At 64.2% G+C, this 17,999-nt stretch carries 18 protein-coding genes; 17 read left to right on the top strand and 1 reads right to left on the bottom strand.

Going from position 1 to position 17,999, the window contains the following annotated elements; genetic code table 11:
• The 11 genes from PMO31116_RS21485 to PMO31116_RS21535 form a co-directional block, all read left to right on the top strand.
• Positions 1-641 (top strand): DNA polymerase III subunit gamma/tau C-terminal domain-containing protein (locus PMO31116_RS21485; protein ID WP_281350166.1); only part of this gene is annotated, 641 nt, incomplete at its 5' end.
• 195 nt (positions 642-836) lie between these two features.
• Entirely contained in the window at positions 837-1,163 is a 327-nt protein-coding gene (locus PMO31116_RS21490; RefSeq protein WP_023596551.1) for a YbaB/EbfC family nucleoid-associated protein, read from the top strand.
• Positions 1,164-1,200: 37 nt separating this feature from the next.
• The gene (gene recR, locus PMO31116_RS21495) at positions 1,201-1,797 is read left to right on the top strand and encodes a recombination mediator RecR (protein WP_150568481.1); all 597 of its coding nucleotides are present in this window, start codon (positions 1,201-1,203) and stop codon (positions 1,795-1,797) included.
• A 248-nt stretch (positions 1,798-2,045) separates the two neighbouring features.
• Positions 2,046-3,404, top strand: a complete 1,359-nt coding sequence (locus tag PMO31116_RS21500) for a sigma-54 dependent transcriptional regulator (protein WP_150568482.1) — start codon at positions 2,046-2,048, stop codon at positions 3,402-3,404.
• A 714-nt stretch (positions 3,405-4,118) separates the two neighbouring features.
• The gene (locus tag PMO31116_RS21505) at positions 4,119-4,670 is read left to right on the top strand and encodes a hypothetical protein (RefSeq protein WP_150568483.1); all 552 of its coding nucleotides are present in this window, start codon (positions 4,119-4,121) and stop codon (positions 4,668-4,670) included.
• A gap of 5 nt (positions 4,671-4,675) precedes the next feature.
• Complete coding sequence (locus PMO31116_RS21510) at positions 4,676-5,197, top strand: hypothetical protein (protein ID WP_150568484.1); 522 nt, start codon at positions 4,676-4,678, stop codon at positions 5,195-5,197.
• The gene (locus tag PMO31116_RS21515) at positions 5,194-5,844 is read left to right on the top strand and encodes a hypothetical protein (protein ID WP_150568485.1); all 651 of its coding nucleotides are present in this window, start codon (positions 5,194-5,196) and stop codon (positions 5,842-5,844) included. The genes PMO31116_RS21510 and PMO31116_RS21515 overlap by 4 nt, the downstream gene beginning before the upstream one ends.
• 30 nt (positions 5,845-5,874) lie before the next feature.
• Positions 5,875-7,254 (top strand): cell wall anchor protein, encoded by a 1,380-nt coding sequence (locus PMO31116_RS21520; RefSeq protein ID WP_150568486.1) that lies wholly within the window; start codon positions 5,875-5,877, stop codon positions 7,252-7,254.
• 52 nt (positions 7,255-7,306) lie between these two features.
• A complete protein-coding gene (locus PMO31116_RS21525; protein WP_425494818.1) occupies positions 7,307-8,017 on the top strand; it encodes a C39 family peptidase in 711 nt (236 codons plus the stop codon).
• A 12-nt stretch (positions 8,018-8,029) separates the two neighbouring features.
• Positions 8,030-8,791 carry a hypothetical protein gene (locus tag PMO31116_RS21530; RefSeq protein ID WP_150568487.1) on the top strand — a complete coding sequence of 254 codons (762 nt, stop codon included), beginning with the start codon at positions 8,030-8,032 and terminating at the stop codon, positions 8,789-8,791.
• A 405-nt stretch (positions 8,792-9,196) separates the two neighbouring features.
• Positions 9,197-10,528, top strand: a complete 1,332-nt coding sequence (locus PMO31116_RS21535) for a hypothetical protein (protein ID WP_150568488.1) — start codon at positions 9,197-9,199, stop codon at positions 10,526-10,528.
• 377 nt (positions 10,529-10,905) lie between these two features.
• Here the strand turns inward: PMO31116_RS21535 and PMO31116_RS21540 are convergent, their stop codons facing one another.
• Complete coding sequence (locus PMO31116_RS21540; RefSeq protein WP_150568489.1) at positions 10,906-11,331, bottom strand: hypothetical protein; 426 nt, start codon at positions 11,329-11,331, stop codon at positions 10,906-10,908.
• A 431-nt stretch (positions 11,332-11,762) separates the two neighbouring features.
• Between PMO31116_RS21540 and PMO31116_RS21545 the strand changes: the two genes are divergently transcribed.
• The 6 genes from PMO31116_RS21545 to surE all read left to right on the top strand — a co-directional run bounded on the left by PMO31116_RS21545 (position 11,763) and on the right by surE (position 17,964).
• Complete coding sequence (locus PMO31116_RS21545) at positions 11,763-12,488, top strand: helix-turn-helix transcriptional regulator (protein WP_246185423.1); 726 nt, start codon at positions 11,763-11,765, stop codon at positions 12,486-12,488.
• Positions 12,489-12,865: 377 nt separating this feature from the next.
• Positions 12,866-14,068 carry a CaiB/BaiF CoA transferase family protein gene (locus PMO31116_RS21550; RefSeq protein WP_150568526.1) on the top strand — a complete coding sequence of 401 codons (1,203 nt, stop codon included), beginning with the start codon at positions 12,866-12,868 and terminating at the stop codon, positions 14,066-14,068.
• 135 nt (positions 14,069-14,203) lie between these two features.
• Entirely contained in the window at positions 14,204-15,235 is a 1,032-nt protein-coding gene (locus PMO31116_RS21555; protein ID WP_150568490.1) for an ABC transporter substrate-binding protein, read from the top strand.
• Positions 15,235-16,047, top strand: coding sequence for an ABC transporter ATP-binding protein (locus tag PMO31116_RS21560; RefSeq protein WP_150568527.1), 813 nt, complete (start codon positions 15,235-15,237; stop codon positions 16,045-16,047). Before PMO31116_RS21555 ends, PMO31116_RS21560 begins: the two co-directional genes overlap by 1 nt.
• Positions 16,048-16,212: 165 nt before the next feature.
• Positions 16,213-17,031 carry an ABC transporter permease gene (locus PMO31116_RS21565; RefSeq protein WP_150568491.1) on the top strand — a complete coding sequence of 273 codons (819 nt, stop codon included), beginning with the start codon at positions 16,213-16,215 and terminating at the stop codon, positions 17,029-17,031.
• Between the two features lie 171 nt (positions 17,032-17,202).
• A complete protein-coding gene (gene surE / locus PMO31116_RS21570; RefSeq protein WP_150568492.1) occupies positions 17,203-17,964 on the top strand; it encodes a 5'/3'-nucleotidase SurE in 762 nt (253 codons plus the stop codon).
• Positions 17,965-17,999 lie beyond the last annotated feature (35 nt).

The raw sequence follows: 17,999 nt of genomic DNA on the forward strand, positions 1-17,999 counted from the left end.
CGCGCAGTTCCGCCGCGCCGGCCGACGGCGCACCGATGTCGCCCGCCCGTGCGGCGCTTGCCGCCCTCAATGCGGGACGCAAGGGCGGGGCCGGACGCACCAGCAATGGTGGCGCCGCCGCGGGTGCCAACCGTGGCAATCCGTCGCGCGCCTCGGAAGATGCCCCGGCCGGCGCCGATCCCGAGCCCGAGCCTGCCCCGCCGGCGCCTGCACCGGCCGCTGCGCCGCGCGCCTGCGTCTATCGCGAAGCCGACGGCGTGGCGCCCGTGTTCACGGGCGATTGGCCGGCGCTGGCGGTCGACTTGCCGGCGCGGGGGCTCGCACAGCAACTGGCATTCCAGAGCGAACTGACGGAAGTCGCCGGGCGCGCGCTGCATTTGCGCGTGCCGCTGCGTCAGTTGGCCGACGCCGCCACGACCGACAAGCTGCGCCAGGTGCTCAACGAGCATTTCGGCATGGAAGTGCAGTTGCACGTGGCGCTGGGACCGGTTGGGACGACGGCGGCTTCGCTGGCCGCCGAAGCGGCCGCGGCACGGCAGCGCGCTGCCGAGCAGGCCATTGCCGAGGATCCGCTCGTGCGCGAATTGATCGAGGATTTCGGTGCACAGATCCTGCCGGGCAGCATTCGCCCGGTACAATAATCGGGTTCGTTTTCGAGAACCGGGTCGCCGCTTTCCGAGCGTTTCGGAGGGCGTCACCCAAACGCGCGTTACAGGGCGCGGCGCGACGATGCGGCACGCCGCTGTACGCCGTGGGACAGGGTGGTCGTCCTGACGTCAACGCTGCAAAACGGCAACGCGCGCCAAGCCCCTCATACGATTTACTCAGGAGTCGACATGCTGAAAGGAAACATCGCGGGTCTGATGAAACAGGCCCAGCAAATGCAGGAAAACATGAAGAAGGCGCAGGAGCAGCTCGCGCAGATCGAAGTCGAGGGGCAGTCGGGGGCCGGCCTGGTGAAGGTGGTGATGACGTGCAAGAACGATGTGCGTCGCGTGACCATCGATCCGAGCCTCCTGGCCGACGACAAGGACATGCTCGAGGATCTCGTGGCCGCGGCGTTCAACGATGCCGTGCGCAAGGCCGAGGCGACCGCCGCGGAAAAGATGGGTGGCCTGACCGCCGGTCTGCCGCTGCCGCCGGGCTTCAAAATGCCGTTCTGAGCCGCGCCGGCCCGTCACAAGTATCGAAAGACGACGCATGCCTCAGCTCTCGAGCCTGCAAGAACTCGTCGACGCCCTGCGCGCGCTGCCGGGTGTCGGTCCGAAGTCCGCGCAACGCATCGCTTATCACCTGCTGCAACGCGACCGCAAAGGGGCGGTGCGGCTGGGTGAGGCGCTGGTGCATGCGTCCGAGCAGATTCGCCATTGCGCGCGCTGCAATACATTCTCCGAAGTCGAGATCTGCGAGACGTGCCTCGATACCGAGCGCGACACGAGCCTGCTTTGCGTGGTGGAAACGCCCGCCGACCAGAACATGCTCGAGCAGACCATGACCTTCAAGGGGCTTTATTTCGTGCTGATGGGGCACCTGTCGCCGCTCGATGGCGTGGGTCCGGGCGAGATCCATTTCGAGCAGTTGATTCGCCGCGCCACCGATGGCGTGGTCAAGGAAGTGGTGCTCGCAACCAACTTCACCAACGAAGGCGAAGCCACCGCGCATTACATTGGTCAGACGCTCAAGGCACGCGGCCTGCGCGTGAGTCGGCTCGCACGAGGCGTGCCTGTCGGGGGCGAACTGGAGTACGTCGATGCCGGCACCATCGCCCGCGCCGTGCTCGATCGGCATACGCTCTGAGCATGACGCTCGCGTGATACCACGCGCCCTTGCGCGTAGGTACTCGTACTCTCATCCAATCGGATTAGTTGTTATTCGGTATTCCTGCGCCTATTCCGGTCTTCTAGACTGAATCTGCCGACTTGGGGACCCAAACAACACGGGGAACACCATAACTCCCGAGCGGCGTGGGGCCGTATACCTGTCGTGCCAACCGGTCTGAAACCCAATAATGGCGCGCGGGCACTGCTTAGGCAGGGAGTTAAGGTATGGCTAACGATACCGGGCGCACCCTGATTTACGCCTCCCGAAAGCACAACGACGGGTTGCTGTCGTTTCTGGGAGAGCAAGGCTGGCAAGTCATGCCGGCCAAGAGCGCCAGCGACGTCGGTCGCATTCTGAATCCGGGGGTCACCAGCGCAGCACTCATTGACCTGGCGAGCGGTTACAGCGACCGCGAGATGGGGGCATTCGAGTCTTGCATGCAGCCGGCCACGGTCGGCTGGGTTGCCGCAACGCACCCCGAGCAACTGGCGACGACCTCGATTCGTCGTTTGATTCGGGACTACTGCTTCGATTACGTCAACGTGCCCTGCACGAACGATCAGCTTGCGCATTCGATCGGTCACGCGTGGGGCATGGCGTCGCTCTCGGAAGTGCCGATCATCACACCGCAGGTCGGTGGTGACCAGGAAATGGTCGGCACGTGCGAGGCGATGCAGTTGCTCTTCCGAACGATCCGCAAGGTAGCCAATACCGACGCGCCCGTGTTCATCTCCGGTGAATCGGGCACGGGCAAGGAACTGAGCGCGGTGGCGATTCACGAGCGCTCGCTGCGCGCCAAGGGGCCGTTCGTGGCGATCAACTGCGGCGCCATCCCGCCACACTTGATGCAGTCCGAACTGTTCGGCTACGAGCGCGGCGCCTTCACCGGGGCGAACGCGCGCAAGGTCGGGCGCGTCGAATCGGCCAATGGCGGTACCTTGTTCCTCGACGAAATCGGCGATCTGCCCATCGAGAGCCAGGCCAGCCTGTTGCGCTTCCTGCAGCAAGGCGCGATCGAACGTCTGGGGGGGCATGAAGTCATTCCCGTGAACGTGCGCATCATTTCCGCGACCCACGTGGATCTCGAGACCGCGGTCAAGGAAGGGCGCTTCCGCATGGACCTGTTCCACCGTCTGTGCGTGTTGCGCGTGGACGAGCCGCCGCTGCGCGCTCGCGGACAGGATATCGAGATCCTGGCGCACCACGTGCTGCAACGCTTCAAGGGCGATAACCATCGCAAGATCCGCGGCTTTACGCAGTGCGCGGTGCAGGCGATGTATGAATACCACTGGCCGGGCAATGTGCGTGAGCTGATCAACCGCGTGCGCCGCGCCATCGTGATGGCCGACAGTCGCATGATCTCGGCCAAGGATCTCGACCTTCTGCCGTGGGTGCCGACGCAGGTGCGCACGCTGGAGGAAATCCGCGCCGAGGCCGAACGAACGGCCATCGAGCAAGCATTGCTGCGCCATTGTCATCGGCTGACCGATGTGGCCGCGGAGTTGGGCATTTCACGCATCACCCTCTATCGGCTCATGTGCCGCTACGGATTGCGTGGTGACGAATCGGGCGTGCCGGCCTGATATCTTCTGGCGAAGAGAGGGCGACCGTCCTGCGATGAGCGGGGCGGTCGTTTCTTTTTGGGGTCCTGAAGATGTGGCCGCCACACCCCCGAAGTCCCGCTGCGACAGGCGCTCTCACTGCCGCGTCTTCGCATTCCGCGACTCCTGCCATCGCCAATAACGACGGGACAATCGCGTCATTTCCCTTGCCTTCGCCGGTCGCGCTCTCCGTACGCAATGCGTTCTCTCCCGCGTCGAAGGACCGCGTGCCGCGACGCTACGCGTGCCTGAACGCGATGCCATGCAACGTGCGTTTGAAGCGCGTCACCAAGGCGATCGATGCGCACGCCGCTTGCGAAAGCACACATCAAAGTTGAAACATCCTTGGCGCCGCATCCACCACGGCGTCGCGCGCACCTGTGTGACAGCGCCGGGTCGTTTTGCGCCGGCGCGGCAAATTTGCCATCGATCCGTCACGGGGGCGCCTTGTCGTTCGGGCCTTCGCGGCATGCGTCGCTGCTCGCGCGGATATCGTTCGCAGTTCGGAATGTTTGCGAGCGGCATCGATGAAATGCCTCGCGCGCCGGATAGCGGCTCACGTATCAATGCTGAAACGTTTTCGGACACATGGCCAGGCATGCCGGAACGTCAAAAAATATAAAGCCAATGTTTTCAGGCACTTAAGGTGGGTGGCACGGAAGTCGCTTTATTGGTCCGGGCAAGGAGGGCAAAGCGATGCGAATTCTCACCACCGAAATGCAGTTGCGCGTACGGCAAAGTGCAGGCGCCCTGGGCGCCGCGGTTGCCGTGGCACTCGGTCTGTGTGCCGCGCAGGCTCAGGCGCAGGAAGTGTCGCGCTCGCCGTTCATGCAGGTTGCGATGCTCACGGGCGCGATGGTACCGACGACGTTCACGACCACTGCACTGCCGCAGGCGTCGATTTACGATGCCGACGTCGCGATCCCGGCGCCGCTCGCCGCGCAGTTGCCGCAAGGCGATGCGCAGGCCATCGCCGCGAGCCACGACGCCGCGGCCGAGGCCGCCGGCAATGCCCCCGTCACGGGCATGCCGCTCGCGGCCGCCCGCGTCGACGACGAACAACTTGGGAACCAGCGGGGCCGCAACATGGGCGGCACGATGGTCAAGTCACCTGGCATGGCGCTCGCCAATGGCGTGACGTTGTGGGACGAACTGCCCGGCGCCGTCACGCCGATGCCACGTCCGCAGCAACTGTCCAACGGCGTGAACAACGTTCAGGTGACGCGTGTGACTTACACCACGCGGTGAACGACATGACCCAAACCCATCTTCTGCCTGTCGCGCACGCCGCACGAGCGCTAGCCACGATGGTCGTGGCGCTCACGCCGGTGCTGCTCGCGGGCCAGGCCAGCGCGGAACCGGCGACCCCGGGCGATATCGTGGTCGAGCGCAACATCGGTCCGCAAGTCGCCTATCGCGGCCTGCCGCGCGTCGAGAATCCGATCGGCATCGCCGTCCCGGCATTCCCGACGGGGCCGTTCAATACTGCCATGGGCGCTGTCAAGCAGGTCACGGACAGCGACCTGATGGGCCGCGGCAACGCCGGACTCGTCACGGGCGCCGTGCAGTCCGGCATCAACCCGGTGATGGGGGTGCTGGTGGGCAACGCGCCTGGCGGCAACAGCCTCAACACGTCCAACGGTGTCGGCGGCGGATTCGCGGGCGCCTCGGGCGGCGTCGGCGGTATCGGCAGCATCGGCACGCTTGTGCCGTCGGTGATCAGCTCGGCGCTCTCGCCGCTGACCAGTCTCGGTGCGGCAGGAGCAGCGAAATGAGCGGACTGCGTGGGTCGCGTGGCGGGCGGCGCGCCGTCCATCTGGCGGTCGCCGCAATGTTGGCGGCGCTTGCCGGCGCAGCGGCCGCCGAAGACGTGTGGGTCGTGAACGGCGAACTCGCCGGCACGCACGCCACCGTCGAGAACGGTACGGCCGTTGGCGTGACCGGTGCGCTGGGCGTGAATCAGGCGGCAGGCGTGAACAACGCCCAGGCCAACAGCGCCGTGATTGCCAATGGCGGCAGTGTGACGGCCGGAGCGTCGAGCACGAATCAGCAGGCGCTCGTCACGACCACGACCGGCGCGGCCAGCGCAGCAATTCAAGGCAACGCATTTTCAGGCACCTCGGGGCTGACGCAAGTCAACCAGGCGAGCGGTGCCGGCAATCTTCAACGCAACGCGACCGTCATTGTGACTGGCGATGCGTCTGGAGTGGCGAGCGTATCGGATACGGCACTATCCGCTGCGATCTCCAAGGGTGGCCCGGCTGGGCGCGACAACCTCAACGATCAGTTCCGCACGGCGTCGATTTCCGGTGACGCGTTTCGGGGCGCGAGCGGTGTGGTGCAAGTGAACCAGTCGGCTGGGATAGGCAATGTAACCGCAAATGTTTTTGTGCTCCGTCCCCCGGCGGGCACATCTTTTTAACTGGGTAATTCTCTCGTCAAGGAGATGGTCATGAAAACGAAAGCAATTGCAGCGGCTGCACTGCTGGTAGCAACGGGTTCCGCCATGGCGTCCCCAAATCACCAGCAATACAGCTTCTCGTTCATCGGCAACGAGACCAACGTACTGAACCTGGTCGGCATCTTCGGTCTGGTCGGCATTCGCGGTTGCGTGACGGTGGACAACACCGGCAACGCTGTCGTGCAGAGCAATCAGCGCGTCGACGTACACCACGTGAACCTGAAGGGACCGTTGCTCGGTTCCTATGTGACGGGACATGTGACGTACGGCGTCGATTCGAAGACCAAGACGGTGACGGATCAGGGTAGCGCGTACATGATCGCGGGCAGGACCACCACGCACTACGACAACTCCACGTCGTGGGTGAACGCTTCGGCCAACGGCCATCTGAACACGAGCCAGTCCTTCCAGGCGGGCGCGGGTTATGTGGCAGGGCAGTCGAGCTCCGGTTCGGGTGGCTTCATCGCGGGCGGCGGGTATCAGTACTCGAACATCGCCGGCGGCGGAGGCATTATCGGCGGCGGCGTGATTCCGCTGCCGGGTGGCTTCGCACTGTATGGCGGCTACCTCGTGGGCAACTTCGGCGCGGGGCAGGGTTCGGCTTGGGGCGGCTACGCCTACGAGCATCAGTCGCAGCAGGCCGCAGGGTTCCTCGCGGCAGGCTTCCTGAACACGCAGAAGAGCTTCGACGCGGCGTTCCATGCCACGCTGAACCACGGCAACTACTCCGTCGAGAGCGATTCGATGGCCGCCGGTGCGCTGTGGGGCTTCTCGAACACCTACATGTCGTCGACCGCATGGACGAAGGGCGCGCTCACGTACCACTTCAACACGGCGCAATACCAGACGATGGGCGCAACGCTGGGCACCAACGCACTGGCTAACGCCAACGGCAACGTCGGTGTGAACGTGGCGGCGGGTGCCGACAACGCCCAGGCCAACAACGTGGCGATCGCGTCGCTCAACGCTCAGCCGGTGTATGCCTCGGCCCAGGTGTTTGCGAACCAGTCGTCCAAGGGTTCGGCCAGCATCTCGCAGTTCATGGTCAACGCCAGCGTGGGTGACGGTGCGCTTGCCGGCGCCACCGGCAATGTCGGTGTGAACGTGGCTTCGGGCGTGGGCAACGTGCAGGGCAACAGTCTGGCCGCGGCCGTCTCGCAAGGCGGGAACGGCTGGTTCAAGGGCGGTGCGGCCAATTCGACGGCGCAAACCGACCAGGTCGCAGGCATGAAGGCCTCGGGTGACTTCGTCGCCAACGCATCGCTGGGCAACGGCGCTCTGCAGTGGGCCAGCGGCAACGTGGGCGTGAACGTCGCAGCCGGTATCGGCAACGTTCAGGCCAACAGCCTTGCCATCTCGGCAATCAAGTAATGCAGGTCACCGGTCCGGGGTTCCCCGGACCGGTTTTTTCCTGAGGTGTGTCATGAATGATGTGCGTCGTGCCGCAGTGAGGATCGCTACTGTTTGCGCTCTGGCGTGCGCAAGCGTGGCCGGGCACGCGCAGTATGCATCGGTGAGCCTGGAGTCTTCGATCGGTGTACCGGCGGTCAAGAAGATGCGCTCGTTCAAGTCGATGCACTACGTGAATCTGGTCCAGCAGGAATACGACTTCAGCTGTGGGTCCGCAGCCCTGGCAACGTTGCTGCGATACGGCTACGGGATCGATATCCCCGAGGCCGAAATGATTCAGAAGATGATGGTCTTCTCCAATCCGCAGACCGTCATCAAGAATGGTTTCTCGATGCTCGACATGAAGAAGTTCGTCGAAACGCTCGGGCTCGAGGGCCGCGGTTTCAAGGTGGACGTGAATGCGCTGTACGACCTGAAGATCCCGGTCATCGCGCTCATCGACGTCAACGGTTATCAGCACTTTGTGGTCATCAAGGCGGCGAAGGACGGACGCGTGTTCGTGTCGGATCCGGCGCTGGGCAACCGCATCATCGAGCAGGCCGATTTTGCCAAGCAGTGGAATGGCTTGGTGTTGGCGGTCATCGGCAAGCCGTTTCTGGAGGACTCACCGCTGCTCAAAGGCAACGAATCCCTGGCAGTCAAGCTACGCGACAGCGCCTTGGCGACCGGGACGTCACCGACCCCGATGGTGGACTTCGGCATCATCCGGGCGGATCTGTTTTGAGACCAGACCATCATGAATCGATATGTCCCGATGCTGGCCATCCCGCTGTTCGCGAGCGCCGTGCCGGCATTTGCGTCGAGCGTGGTGCCCGAGAGCTGGACGCCCGTGAGCGATGAGGTGCTCTCGCACGCGACCGGCAAATACGCTCAGCAGAACATGATCACGGGCTTTCAGCTCGTCATGCAGTCGCAATGGCAGATGCCGACCGGTGCGAGCCTGATGGCCACCGGCGTGCTTGGCGTGAATCAGGGCGCCGGCGGCTACCAGGTTCAAACCGGTGCCGCGACCGGCATCCTGCCTGGCGTGGCGAACGCAACGACGCCCGTCACGCAGGTTGTCTCCGGCGGTGCGAGCGTGCTCATCAACGGCGTCGCCCAGATTACGCAGGTGGCCGGCGACGCGAACAACGCATTGAACAAAGCCATTATCCAGTACGCCCCGGGCGTGTCGATTGCCTCGCTCATACCGGTGAGCGGGCAGGGCGCCAACCATTCGCAGACCACGGTGGGTAACCTGAATGCGAGCGTCGCCATTACGTCGGCGGGCATGCAGATCACGCTCAATACGCCGAACGGTAATCTCGGGCAGAGCATCGGCGGCGGTGCCGGTGCGGCCATGAACCAGATCATGCAGGTCGTGCAGGTGGCCGGCAACGCACAGCAGGTCATGAATACGTTGCAGCTGAACCTCCAGTCGAGTCCGATCACATCGGGTGGGCTGCGTCAGGCGGGCGTGCAGAGCGCCCTGGCTAACATGGCGGCCATTCGCCGGTGAGGCGATGGGTGAGATGACCGATGCGGCGTGCCGTGTCGATGCGCTTCGCGCAGGCGCCGAAGCCGGTGCCGGTGCAGGCAGCGTGCAGGTGTCGTAACGGCGTCGCGAGGTGGTGCATGCACCACGCGACGCCGGCAGCAGTGTCCGGTGCGTTCGTCGAACGCAGCGAAGCGACAGGGCGGCGCCGGACGCGATGACAACAAGAAGTGGGGCGTCGCCGCGGCACGGTCGCGGCGTAACAAAAAGGTGATGTCGGCAGAGCCCGGGCAGTGCGCCCAGCAGGTGTCGCGGCGGGCTTCGCACGCATCACCCCGCAGTCGAGCAGCTAGGACAACCGTTTCTCGTCATTACGTGTTGGTTGGATTGCGCGCGGACGCCCGTCCGCTTTTTCACCCGGGGGGGACCATGAACACTCACCGCTTTTTTCCCGTTGCCGCTATTCCGTTGGGGGTACTGCTTTTCACGCTATCGGCCCAGGCTCAGGAGCATACGAACCCATCGCCGGATGACCGTCTCCAGATGTTGATCGACATGGTCGACCGGCAGCAGCGGGAAATTTCTTCTCTGAAACAGCGCCTCACCGACATCGAGATGGCGCAACGCGGACGCGGTCTGACCGCGTGGGATACCGCGCAGATCGCGCAGGTTTCGCCCGGCGACGGTTCCGCCGCCGGATCCGCGGGTACGCCGGGAGGAGGCGCGGCCGGGGCGGCGGGCCCCTCGACGGCTACGCCGATCGGCGAGACGCAGCAGATGCAGAAGAGCGAGACCGACTCGCAGCGCACGCCGGCCGAAGAGGCCGTGGTGCAGGCGCAGCATGCGCCGCTGTTCGATCGAAAGCTCACCATCGACGCCGGGATCAGCTACAGCTACTACGATCGGCGTCAGCTCGTGCTGAGCGGCTTCCTGGCACTCGATGCGATCTTCCTCGGCCAGCTCAATCTCGGCGAGACGAAGGCGAACGTGTGGACCTTCGACGTCAACACGCGCTACGGCATTACCGACCGCATGAGCGTGGCGTTCGACGTGCCTTACCTGTACCGCAACTCGGACTTCATCTCGGGTGGGGTGGGCGGCGCGGCGTCGTCGGTGAGCGACATCAGCAAGAACTCGGCGAACATCGGCGACGTGAACGCGTCGCTTTACTATCAACTGGTCAAGGAAAATGCGAACTGGCCGGATATCGTGGCGTCGTTGCGCGTGACGGCGCCGACCGGTACCTCGCCGTTCGGTATCAAGCTCGGCACGCCCGATCCGTCCAACAACAACCTGACCACGCCGTCGCGCCTGCCGACGGGGAACGGGATCTGGGCGTTCACGGCCGGATTGTCGTTCCTGCGGACCTATGATCCGATCGTACTGTTCGCCAACGTGGCGTACACGTACAACGTGGCGCGCTCGTTCGACGACATCTCGACGATCGAAGGTACGGTGCAGCCCGCGAAGGTCAAGCTCGGCGACATCATTCAGCTCGGCGCCGGCATGGCGCTCGCGCTCAACGACAAGACGGCGCTGTCGATCTCGTACTCGACGGCGATCTCGCGCGCGACGAAGACCGCCACGCCGGGCGGTCCGTGGACGACGGTGGCCGGCAGTTCGACCAACGCCGCGTCGCTCAACTTCGGCATCAACTACGCCATCAACAAGCACTGGACGGTGAACGGTTACGTGAACGCCGGCATGTCGCCGGACGCGCCGAATTACGTGATCGGATTGCGATTCCCCTACACGTTCTGATGGCGTGACGCGAGCTCATGGCAAGTGGCGCGCTGCGCATCCGTCCGAAGGGGGCAGCGCGTCAGGGAAACTCGGAGTGCCCGCGGCGCGGCGAGCGCGCGAAGCGAACGCGAGGCCGCCGCGAAGGAAGTGCGAACCTGATGCGAACGACGAACGCGTTGGGAAGGAAGTGCGAAGGAAGTGCGAAGGAAGTGCGAGTGCAGTGCTACGTACGGAAGTGCCACGGGCGGATGCTCGAAGGAAGTTCGAAGTAAGTTCGAAGTAAGTTCGAAGGAAGCGTGAATCAACCGCGACAGCGGTGCACGAGGTCTAAAAGGTTGAACGGCGCTGCGGCGCCAGGCAAGTGCGGACTTGGGGGCGGGGCCAGGCGCCGGCGATCATCGCCCCACGCGAACCGTGCTTGCGTCGACCTTGAAGCTCGTCGCCTGCATGCCGGGCGCGAACTGACGCGTAGGGGGTTGGGCGATGGCAACCGTCGTGCGTAGTTGTCCCTGCGGTGCGTTCGATGCCTGTGTCGGCTTCGGCGACGGCGCAGGCGGGACGACTTCATCCCAGAGCCGCACGTTGTTGGCAGTGGTGAGTGTCGAGTTGACCGGCGCGAGCGCGGTCGGCTTGGCGCCGGAGAGATGGGCGACGACACTTTGTTGCAGGTTCGCGGCGCGGGTGGTGGCGAGCAATGCGTCGCTCACGGCAATGTTCGGGATGCCTGCGCCGGTGACGTCGGCCTGGGCACTGCTGGCAATGCACGCGCAAGCCAAGCAAAACATGGCACTGCGCGTCGAGACGACGGTAATTTTGAACATGGCGTGCCCCCCGGCTTCCGCTGACTGTCCTGTCAGGCTTTTTGTATTCTATTGCGCTATTGCAGAAAGGGAAGGGAAAAAAGTAATGGCGGAGTCTCGGCGAAATGAGTAAATAGGTTACGCATATTGCGGATTGTCGCGCAGAGGCAACAACGGCCGGGATCCCGCGAGGGCAGACTCGCCGCCACGCGGACTTCACGCATAAACTGCTCGAAAAGCGAAGTGACGCCTAAGGGACAGATCACGACGAACGCTGGAGGATTCCTTCGGTTTTCGTGCCGGCCACGACAAGCGCGGAACGCGCGGACGCCGGACATACGTGGCGAGCAGACAAAACGGCGCAGCGCCGCGATTCAGCGCGGGCGAGCGGGCGGGTGTCACCAGAATCGGGGCGGCGGCCTGGGGTGCCGACCGGAAACACAGGGGAAACCATGCGTGTGCTGGTCATGGGTGAGGCCGCCAGGTGGCTGAGCGGCCTGCAAGTCGCGTTGCAAACCGAAGCTAACGCGACACCGCCGGTCTTGCGGCACGTCCATGACGTGGCGACGCAGGACTGGATCTGGCTGCGCGAACTGCCTTCGCGTCGCGCGCTCGTCCTCGACGAATCGATCGCGCGCACCCCGCTTCTCGAAGCTTTGTGCTCGATGGCCGGCGAGTGCGCGCCGCCCGTGCCGGTCATCGTGATCGGCGATACGGGTTTTCCCGATGAAATCATTCACTGGCTGCAGAACGGCGTTGCCGCATTTCTGCCCTGGCCGAGTGCCGTCGCGCGCGTGCGCTCGGTGTTCGACCTGGCGTTCTGCGGCGGGCGCTATGTGCCGGAAGATGCGCTCTCGGCGCTGCTCGTGCTCTGGCGGCAGGAAGCCATGGGCGAGGCGCTGCCCTTGTCGCGCCTGCCCGTGTTTCCCCTCGGCGGGGACAAGGCGACACAACTGGCCGAGTCAGCGCTGCTCGGCATCTCGCAACGACAGTATGAAATTCTGGCCCTGCTGTCGCGCGGTTTGTCCATCAAAACCATTTGCCAGCAACTGGTGATCTCGGAGGGCACTGCCAAGACCCATGTGTCCGCGCTCTATCGGCGCCTTGGCGCGCGCAATCGGGGCGAAGCGATTTATATTGCGGCGCAGCGAGGCGCGCGGCATCTGTTCGAGACATGATCGCTTCGGCCGGTGAGGGCCTCGCTTAGGACTTCGCGACGATTCGGATCGGAACTGTCCGGTATCGGGTTCTCCGATATTGGCCGATGGCCGACTGTCGAATTACTATACGGACTTCATTTGACACCCATGATGACCGGCGCCGCCCGCCGGGAGCGTCTCGAAGTCGACGGCAACGGCTGTCGACGGGTACAGGAGTCCACGCGTTGTCCAAGTCGTCCAAGTCGTCCACGCCGTTCACGCCGTCTGAACCCTCGCGTATTCCCGATTCGGTGGCCACGTCTGGTGCGCCCGGTTCGTCGGGTACATCCGGTACATCCGGTACATCCGGTTCGCCCGGGGCCGCGTCGCCGCATGATTCCGCCTCGCCCGCCGGCCTGCCCGCGCGTGGTGCGCTTGCCGGGGTCAAGGTCCTGGAACTCGGCACGCTCATCGCGGGGCCGTTCGCCGCACGAATGCTCGGCGAATTCGGCGCCGAAGTCATCAAGATCGAAGATCCGCAGCATGGCGATCCACTGCGCAAGTGGCGCAAGCTGCACCCCGATGCCGGCGGCACCTCCTTATGGTGGGCCGTGCAGGCACGCAACAAGAAGTCGGTGACGATCAACCTCAAATCGCCGGAAGGCCAGGAGATCGTGCGCAAGCTGGCGGCACAAGCGGACATCGTGGTGGAGAATTTCCGGCCCGGCCTGCTCGAGCGCTTCGGTCTCGGATATGAACAACTGTCCGCGCTCAACCCCGGGCTCGTGATGGTGCGCCTGTCGGGCTACGGACAGACCGGGCCGTATCGCGACCGCCCGGGTTTTGGCGCCATTGCCGAATCGATGGGGGGATTGCGACACATCACCGGCTACCCGGATCTGCCGCCGCCGCGTATCGGCATTTCCATTGGCGATTCGATCGCGGCGCTGCACGGCGTGATCGGCGCGATGATGGCGCTGCACCATCGCAATGCGAACGGCGGGCGAGGGCAGGTTGTGGACGTGGCACTTTACGAGGCCGTCTTCAACCTCATGGAGAGCGTGGTGCCCGAGTACAGCGTGGCGGGCATGGTGCGCGAGCGAACCGGTGCGTCGCTGCCCGGCATCGTGCCCTCGAATACCTATCCCTGCGCTGACGGCATGATCGTCGTCGGCGGCAACAGCGACCCGATCTTCAAGCGGCTGATGCACGCCATCGGTCGCGCCGATCTGGCGGAAGATCCCGGCCTGGCGCATAACGACGGACGCGTGCCGCGCACGCAGGAAATCGACGACGCCATTGGCAACTGGACGCGCGAGCGACCGATCGACGAGGCGCTTGCCGTGCTGCAGGGCGCCGATGTGCCCGCGAGCCGGATCTACACCGTGGCCGACATGTTCAAGGACCCGCAATTCATCGCGCGCCAGATGATCCAGCGTCACACCTTCCCCGACGGCACGCCGATCGATCTGCCCAACGTCACCCCCAAGCTCTCGGAGACGCCCGGCCAGACGCAGTGGCTAGGCCCCGAACTGGGCGCACACACCGACGAGGTGCTCGGACGCCTGGGTTATGATGCCGGGCAAATCAAGGCGTTTCGCGAGAACGGGGTCATCTGAGTCCAATCGCCCGGCTGGGCGCGCGACATGCGGCATCGTCTGCACTTCGCCGCCCGGCGCGTCGCGCCTGTAGCACGTTAGACCCATAGCACGTCACACCAAGAAAGATCGCTGCAACCAAGGAGACAAACAACCATGCAACGACGTCAATTCGTTACGGCACTGGCCGCGACCGGTCTGATCGGAGCCGGCATTCGCCCGGGCTTCGCGCAAGCCAAGCTGGAAAAGACCAAGGTGGCCATCGCGGTCGGCGGGAAGAACCTCTTCTACTATCTCCCGCTCACGATTGCCGAGCGACTGAACTATTTCAAGGACGAGGGGCTGGACGTCGAAATCTCGGACTTCGCCGGTGGTTCGAAGGCGTTGCAGGCGCTGGTCGGGGGCAGCGCCGACGTGGTGTCGGGTGCGTACGAGCATACGATCCTGTTGCAGGCGAAGCACCAGTACATCCGAGCGTTCGTGTTGCAGGGCCGTGCACCGCAGATCGTTTTCGGCGTGTCTAACAAGACGCTGCCGAACTACAAGTCGATCGCCGATCTGCGCGGCAAGAAGATCGGTGTGACGGCGCCCGGATCGTCGACGAACATCATGGCGAACTTCGTGCTCGCCAAGGGCGGCGTGAAGCCCAATGAGGTGGCCTTCGTGGGAGTCGGGGCTTCGTCGGGGGCGCTGGCCGCGATCCGCTCGGGCAATATCGATGCGATCGTGAACCTCGATCCGGTCATCACGATGCTCGAGCGCGACAAGGAAATCCGCGTGATCTCCGACACGCGCACGCTCAAGGAAACGGTGTCGTTGTTCGGCGGCAATATGCCGGCCGGGTGTCTTTACACGAACGAAACGTTCATCCAGAAGAATCCGAACACGACGCAGGCGCTGACCAATGCCATGGTGCGCGCGTTGCGCTGGCTGCAGACGGCGGGTCCGTCGGACATCATCAAGACGGTCCCGGACGCTTACCTGCTGGGCGATCGTGCGCTTTACCTCGATGCCTGGGCGCGGGTGAAGGAAGCGATTTCGCCCGACGGGATAATTCCCGCCGACGGTCCGGCAACGGCGCTGCGCACGCTCCAGGCTTTCGACGAAACCGTCAAGGGCAAGTCGATCGATCTGTCGAAGACGTTCACGAACGAGTTCACCAAGAAGGCCGACGCCAAGTACAAATGATGACTGCGCCGGCTCTGAGTTTCGACAGCATTACGTGCACCTTCGTCGCGCGCGACGATCGCGCCAAGCGCTACACGGCAGTGGCGGACACCTCGCTCGACATCGCGCCGGGCGAGTTCGTCTCCGTCGTGGGGCCGACCGGCTGCGGCAAATCGACCTTGCTCAACGTCGCGGCCGGGTTGCTCATGCCGTCGTCGGGCGCCGTGAAGGTGTTCGGCGAACCGCTGCGGGGCATCAATTCGCGCGCCGGTTACATGTTTCAGGCCGAAGCGTTGATGCCCTGGCGCAACGCGATCGACAACGTGACCGCCGGCCTCGAGTTTCGCGGCATGGCGGCCGATGAGGCGAAGGCGCGCGGCCATGAATGGCTCAAGCGGGTGGGGCTGGGCGGATTCGGCGACCGATATCCGCACCAGCTCTCGGGCGGCATGCGCAAGCGGGTTGCCATGGCGCAGACGCTGATCCTCGATCCCGACATCATTTTGATGGACGAGCCGTTCTCGGCGCTCGATATCCAGACGCGACAGCTGATGGAAAACGAGTTGCTCGAGCTGTGGGCGGCCAAACGTCGCGCGGTGCTCTTCATCACGCACGATCTGGACGAGGCGATCGCGTTGTCCGACCGCGTCGTGGTGCTCGCCGCCGGGCCTGGTACACATCCGATCGGGGAGTTCCGGATCGATCTGCCGCGTCCGCGCGACGTGGCGGAAATCCGGAACCATCCGCGCTTCACCGAGCTTCACGCCCAGATATGGGACGTGCTGCGCGAGGAAGTGCTCAAGGGCTATGCCCAACAGTTGAAGGCGGTCTGAATCGTCATGTGCCAAATCGCGGGTTTTCTGATGAGCACATGCGGCTGGGCGCGCTGGTTCGATTGGCTGGACTGGTTCGACCTGCCGGATGGCTTCGGCCTGTTCGATTGGCTTGTCTGACGGCTCGTTTGCGTGCCCGTCTGAATTTCCCGGAATCCGTTCGTCATGCGTAATCGTTCGATCATGCGGCATTTGCGTTTGTGGCAATGGCTGCTGCTGGTAGTGGCATTTCTTGTCTGGTACGTGCTCACCAGCCCGACACTGTTGCCCGCGTTCTACTTTGACAGCCCCGACAAGGCAGCTTTCTTCTTCGGCGAGCCGCAGAAAGTGCTCCTCCAGATATGGCAATGGTTCGCCAGCGGGGAGATCTACCTGCATCTGGGCGTGACGCTGCTCGAAACGGTGCTGGCTTTCATCATCGGCACCGTGTCCGGCCTGGCGGTCGGGCTCTGGCTGGCGCTCTCGCCCAGCGCCGGCGCCTTGCTCGATCCGTACATCAAGGCGGCCAATTCGATGCCGCGCGTCATTCTCGCCCCGATTTTCGGGGTGTGGTTCGGGCTGGGTATCTGGTCGAAGGTCGCACTCGGCGTCACGCTGGTGTTTTTCATCGTGTTCTTCAACGTCTACCAGGGCGTGAAGGAAGTGAGCCCGGTCGTGCTGGCCAACGCCCGCATGCTGGGCGCCAACCAGCGCCAATTGCTACGCCGTGTCTACCTGCCGAGCGCCACGAGCTGGGTGTTCTCCAGTCTTCACAACTCGGTGGGGCTGGCGTTCGTCGGCGCGGTGGTCGGTGAATACCTCGGCTCCGCGCGCGGGGTGGGGTACCTCATCCTCCAGGCCGAGGGCACGTTCGACATCAATGCCGTGATCGCCGGGGTGTTGATCCTCACCGCATTCGCCCTGGTGCTCGACGGACTGGTCGGGGTGGCCGAGCGGCGCTTGCTCGTGTGGCAACCGCAAGCCGGCGAGACCGAGAAGATGTAGCGTGCCGGTGTCGCTGGCGCGCCGAGGGGGCGGCGCTCGTGGCCGTGGCATGGCTGACTGGACGGCAGGCGGCGATTTTGCCGTTGCCGCCCACCCCGGATCGTGGCCAAGCGTGGATCGATGCCGCGAAGGCGTCATATCCGGGCACCTTTCCTCGGTTACAATTGCCGCATGCGAATCCTGCTCAGCAACGACGATGGGTATCAGGCGCCAGGCCTGGCCGCGCTTTACGAAGCGCTGGCACCGCTTGGCGACATTACCGTGGTGGCGCCCGAACAGAACTGTAGCGGTGCGTCCAATTCCCTGACCCTGCAACGGCCGCTTTCCGTCTTCAAGGCGGCCAACGATTTCACGTTCATCAACGGGACACCGACCGATTGCGTACACGTGGCGCTGACGGGGCTGCTCAACGAGCGCCCCGATATCGTCGTCTCGGGTATCAACAACGGCCAGAACATGGGCGAGGACACGTTGTACTCCGGTACCGTGGCCGCCGCGACCGAAGGTTTCCTGTTCGGTATTCCCTCGTTCGCGTTTTCCCAGGTCAACAAGGGCTGGGATCATCTCGACAGCGCCGCACGCGTGGCGCGCGAGATCGTCGAGCGCTACATGGAGCGCCCGCTGGGCGCGCCGTTCCTGTTGAACGTCAATATTCCCAATTTGCCGTACGATCGGCTCAAAGGCGCGCTCGCCACGCGTCTTGGGAAGCGACACCAATCGCAGCCGGTGATCCGTCAGGAGAATCCGCGCGGCGAGACCATTTATTGGATCGGTCCGGCCGGCGACGCGCGCGACAGCAGCGAAGGCACCGATTTTCACGCCGTGGCGCACGATTACGTCTCGGTCACCCCCTTGCAACTGGATCTCACGCATAACGCACGGCTAGGTGTCGTGCACGACTGGCTGGCCAGCGCAGGGGTGGCCCAACGATGACGACACCGCCGAAGCGTTTTCCCCTCCCCCTGGCC

The organism is Pandoraea morbifera, from assembly GCF_902459575.1.
Classification (GTDB): domain Bacteria; phylum Pseudomonadota; class Gammaproteobacteria; order Burkholderiales; family Burkholderiaceae; genus Pandoraea; species Pandoraea morbifera.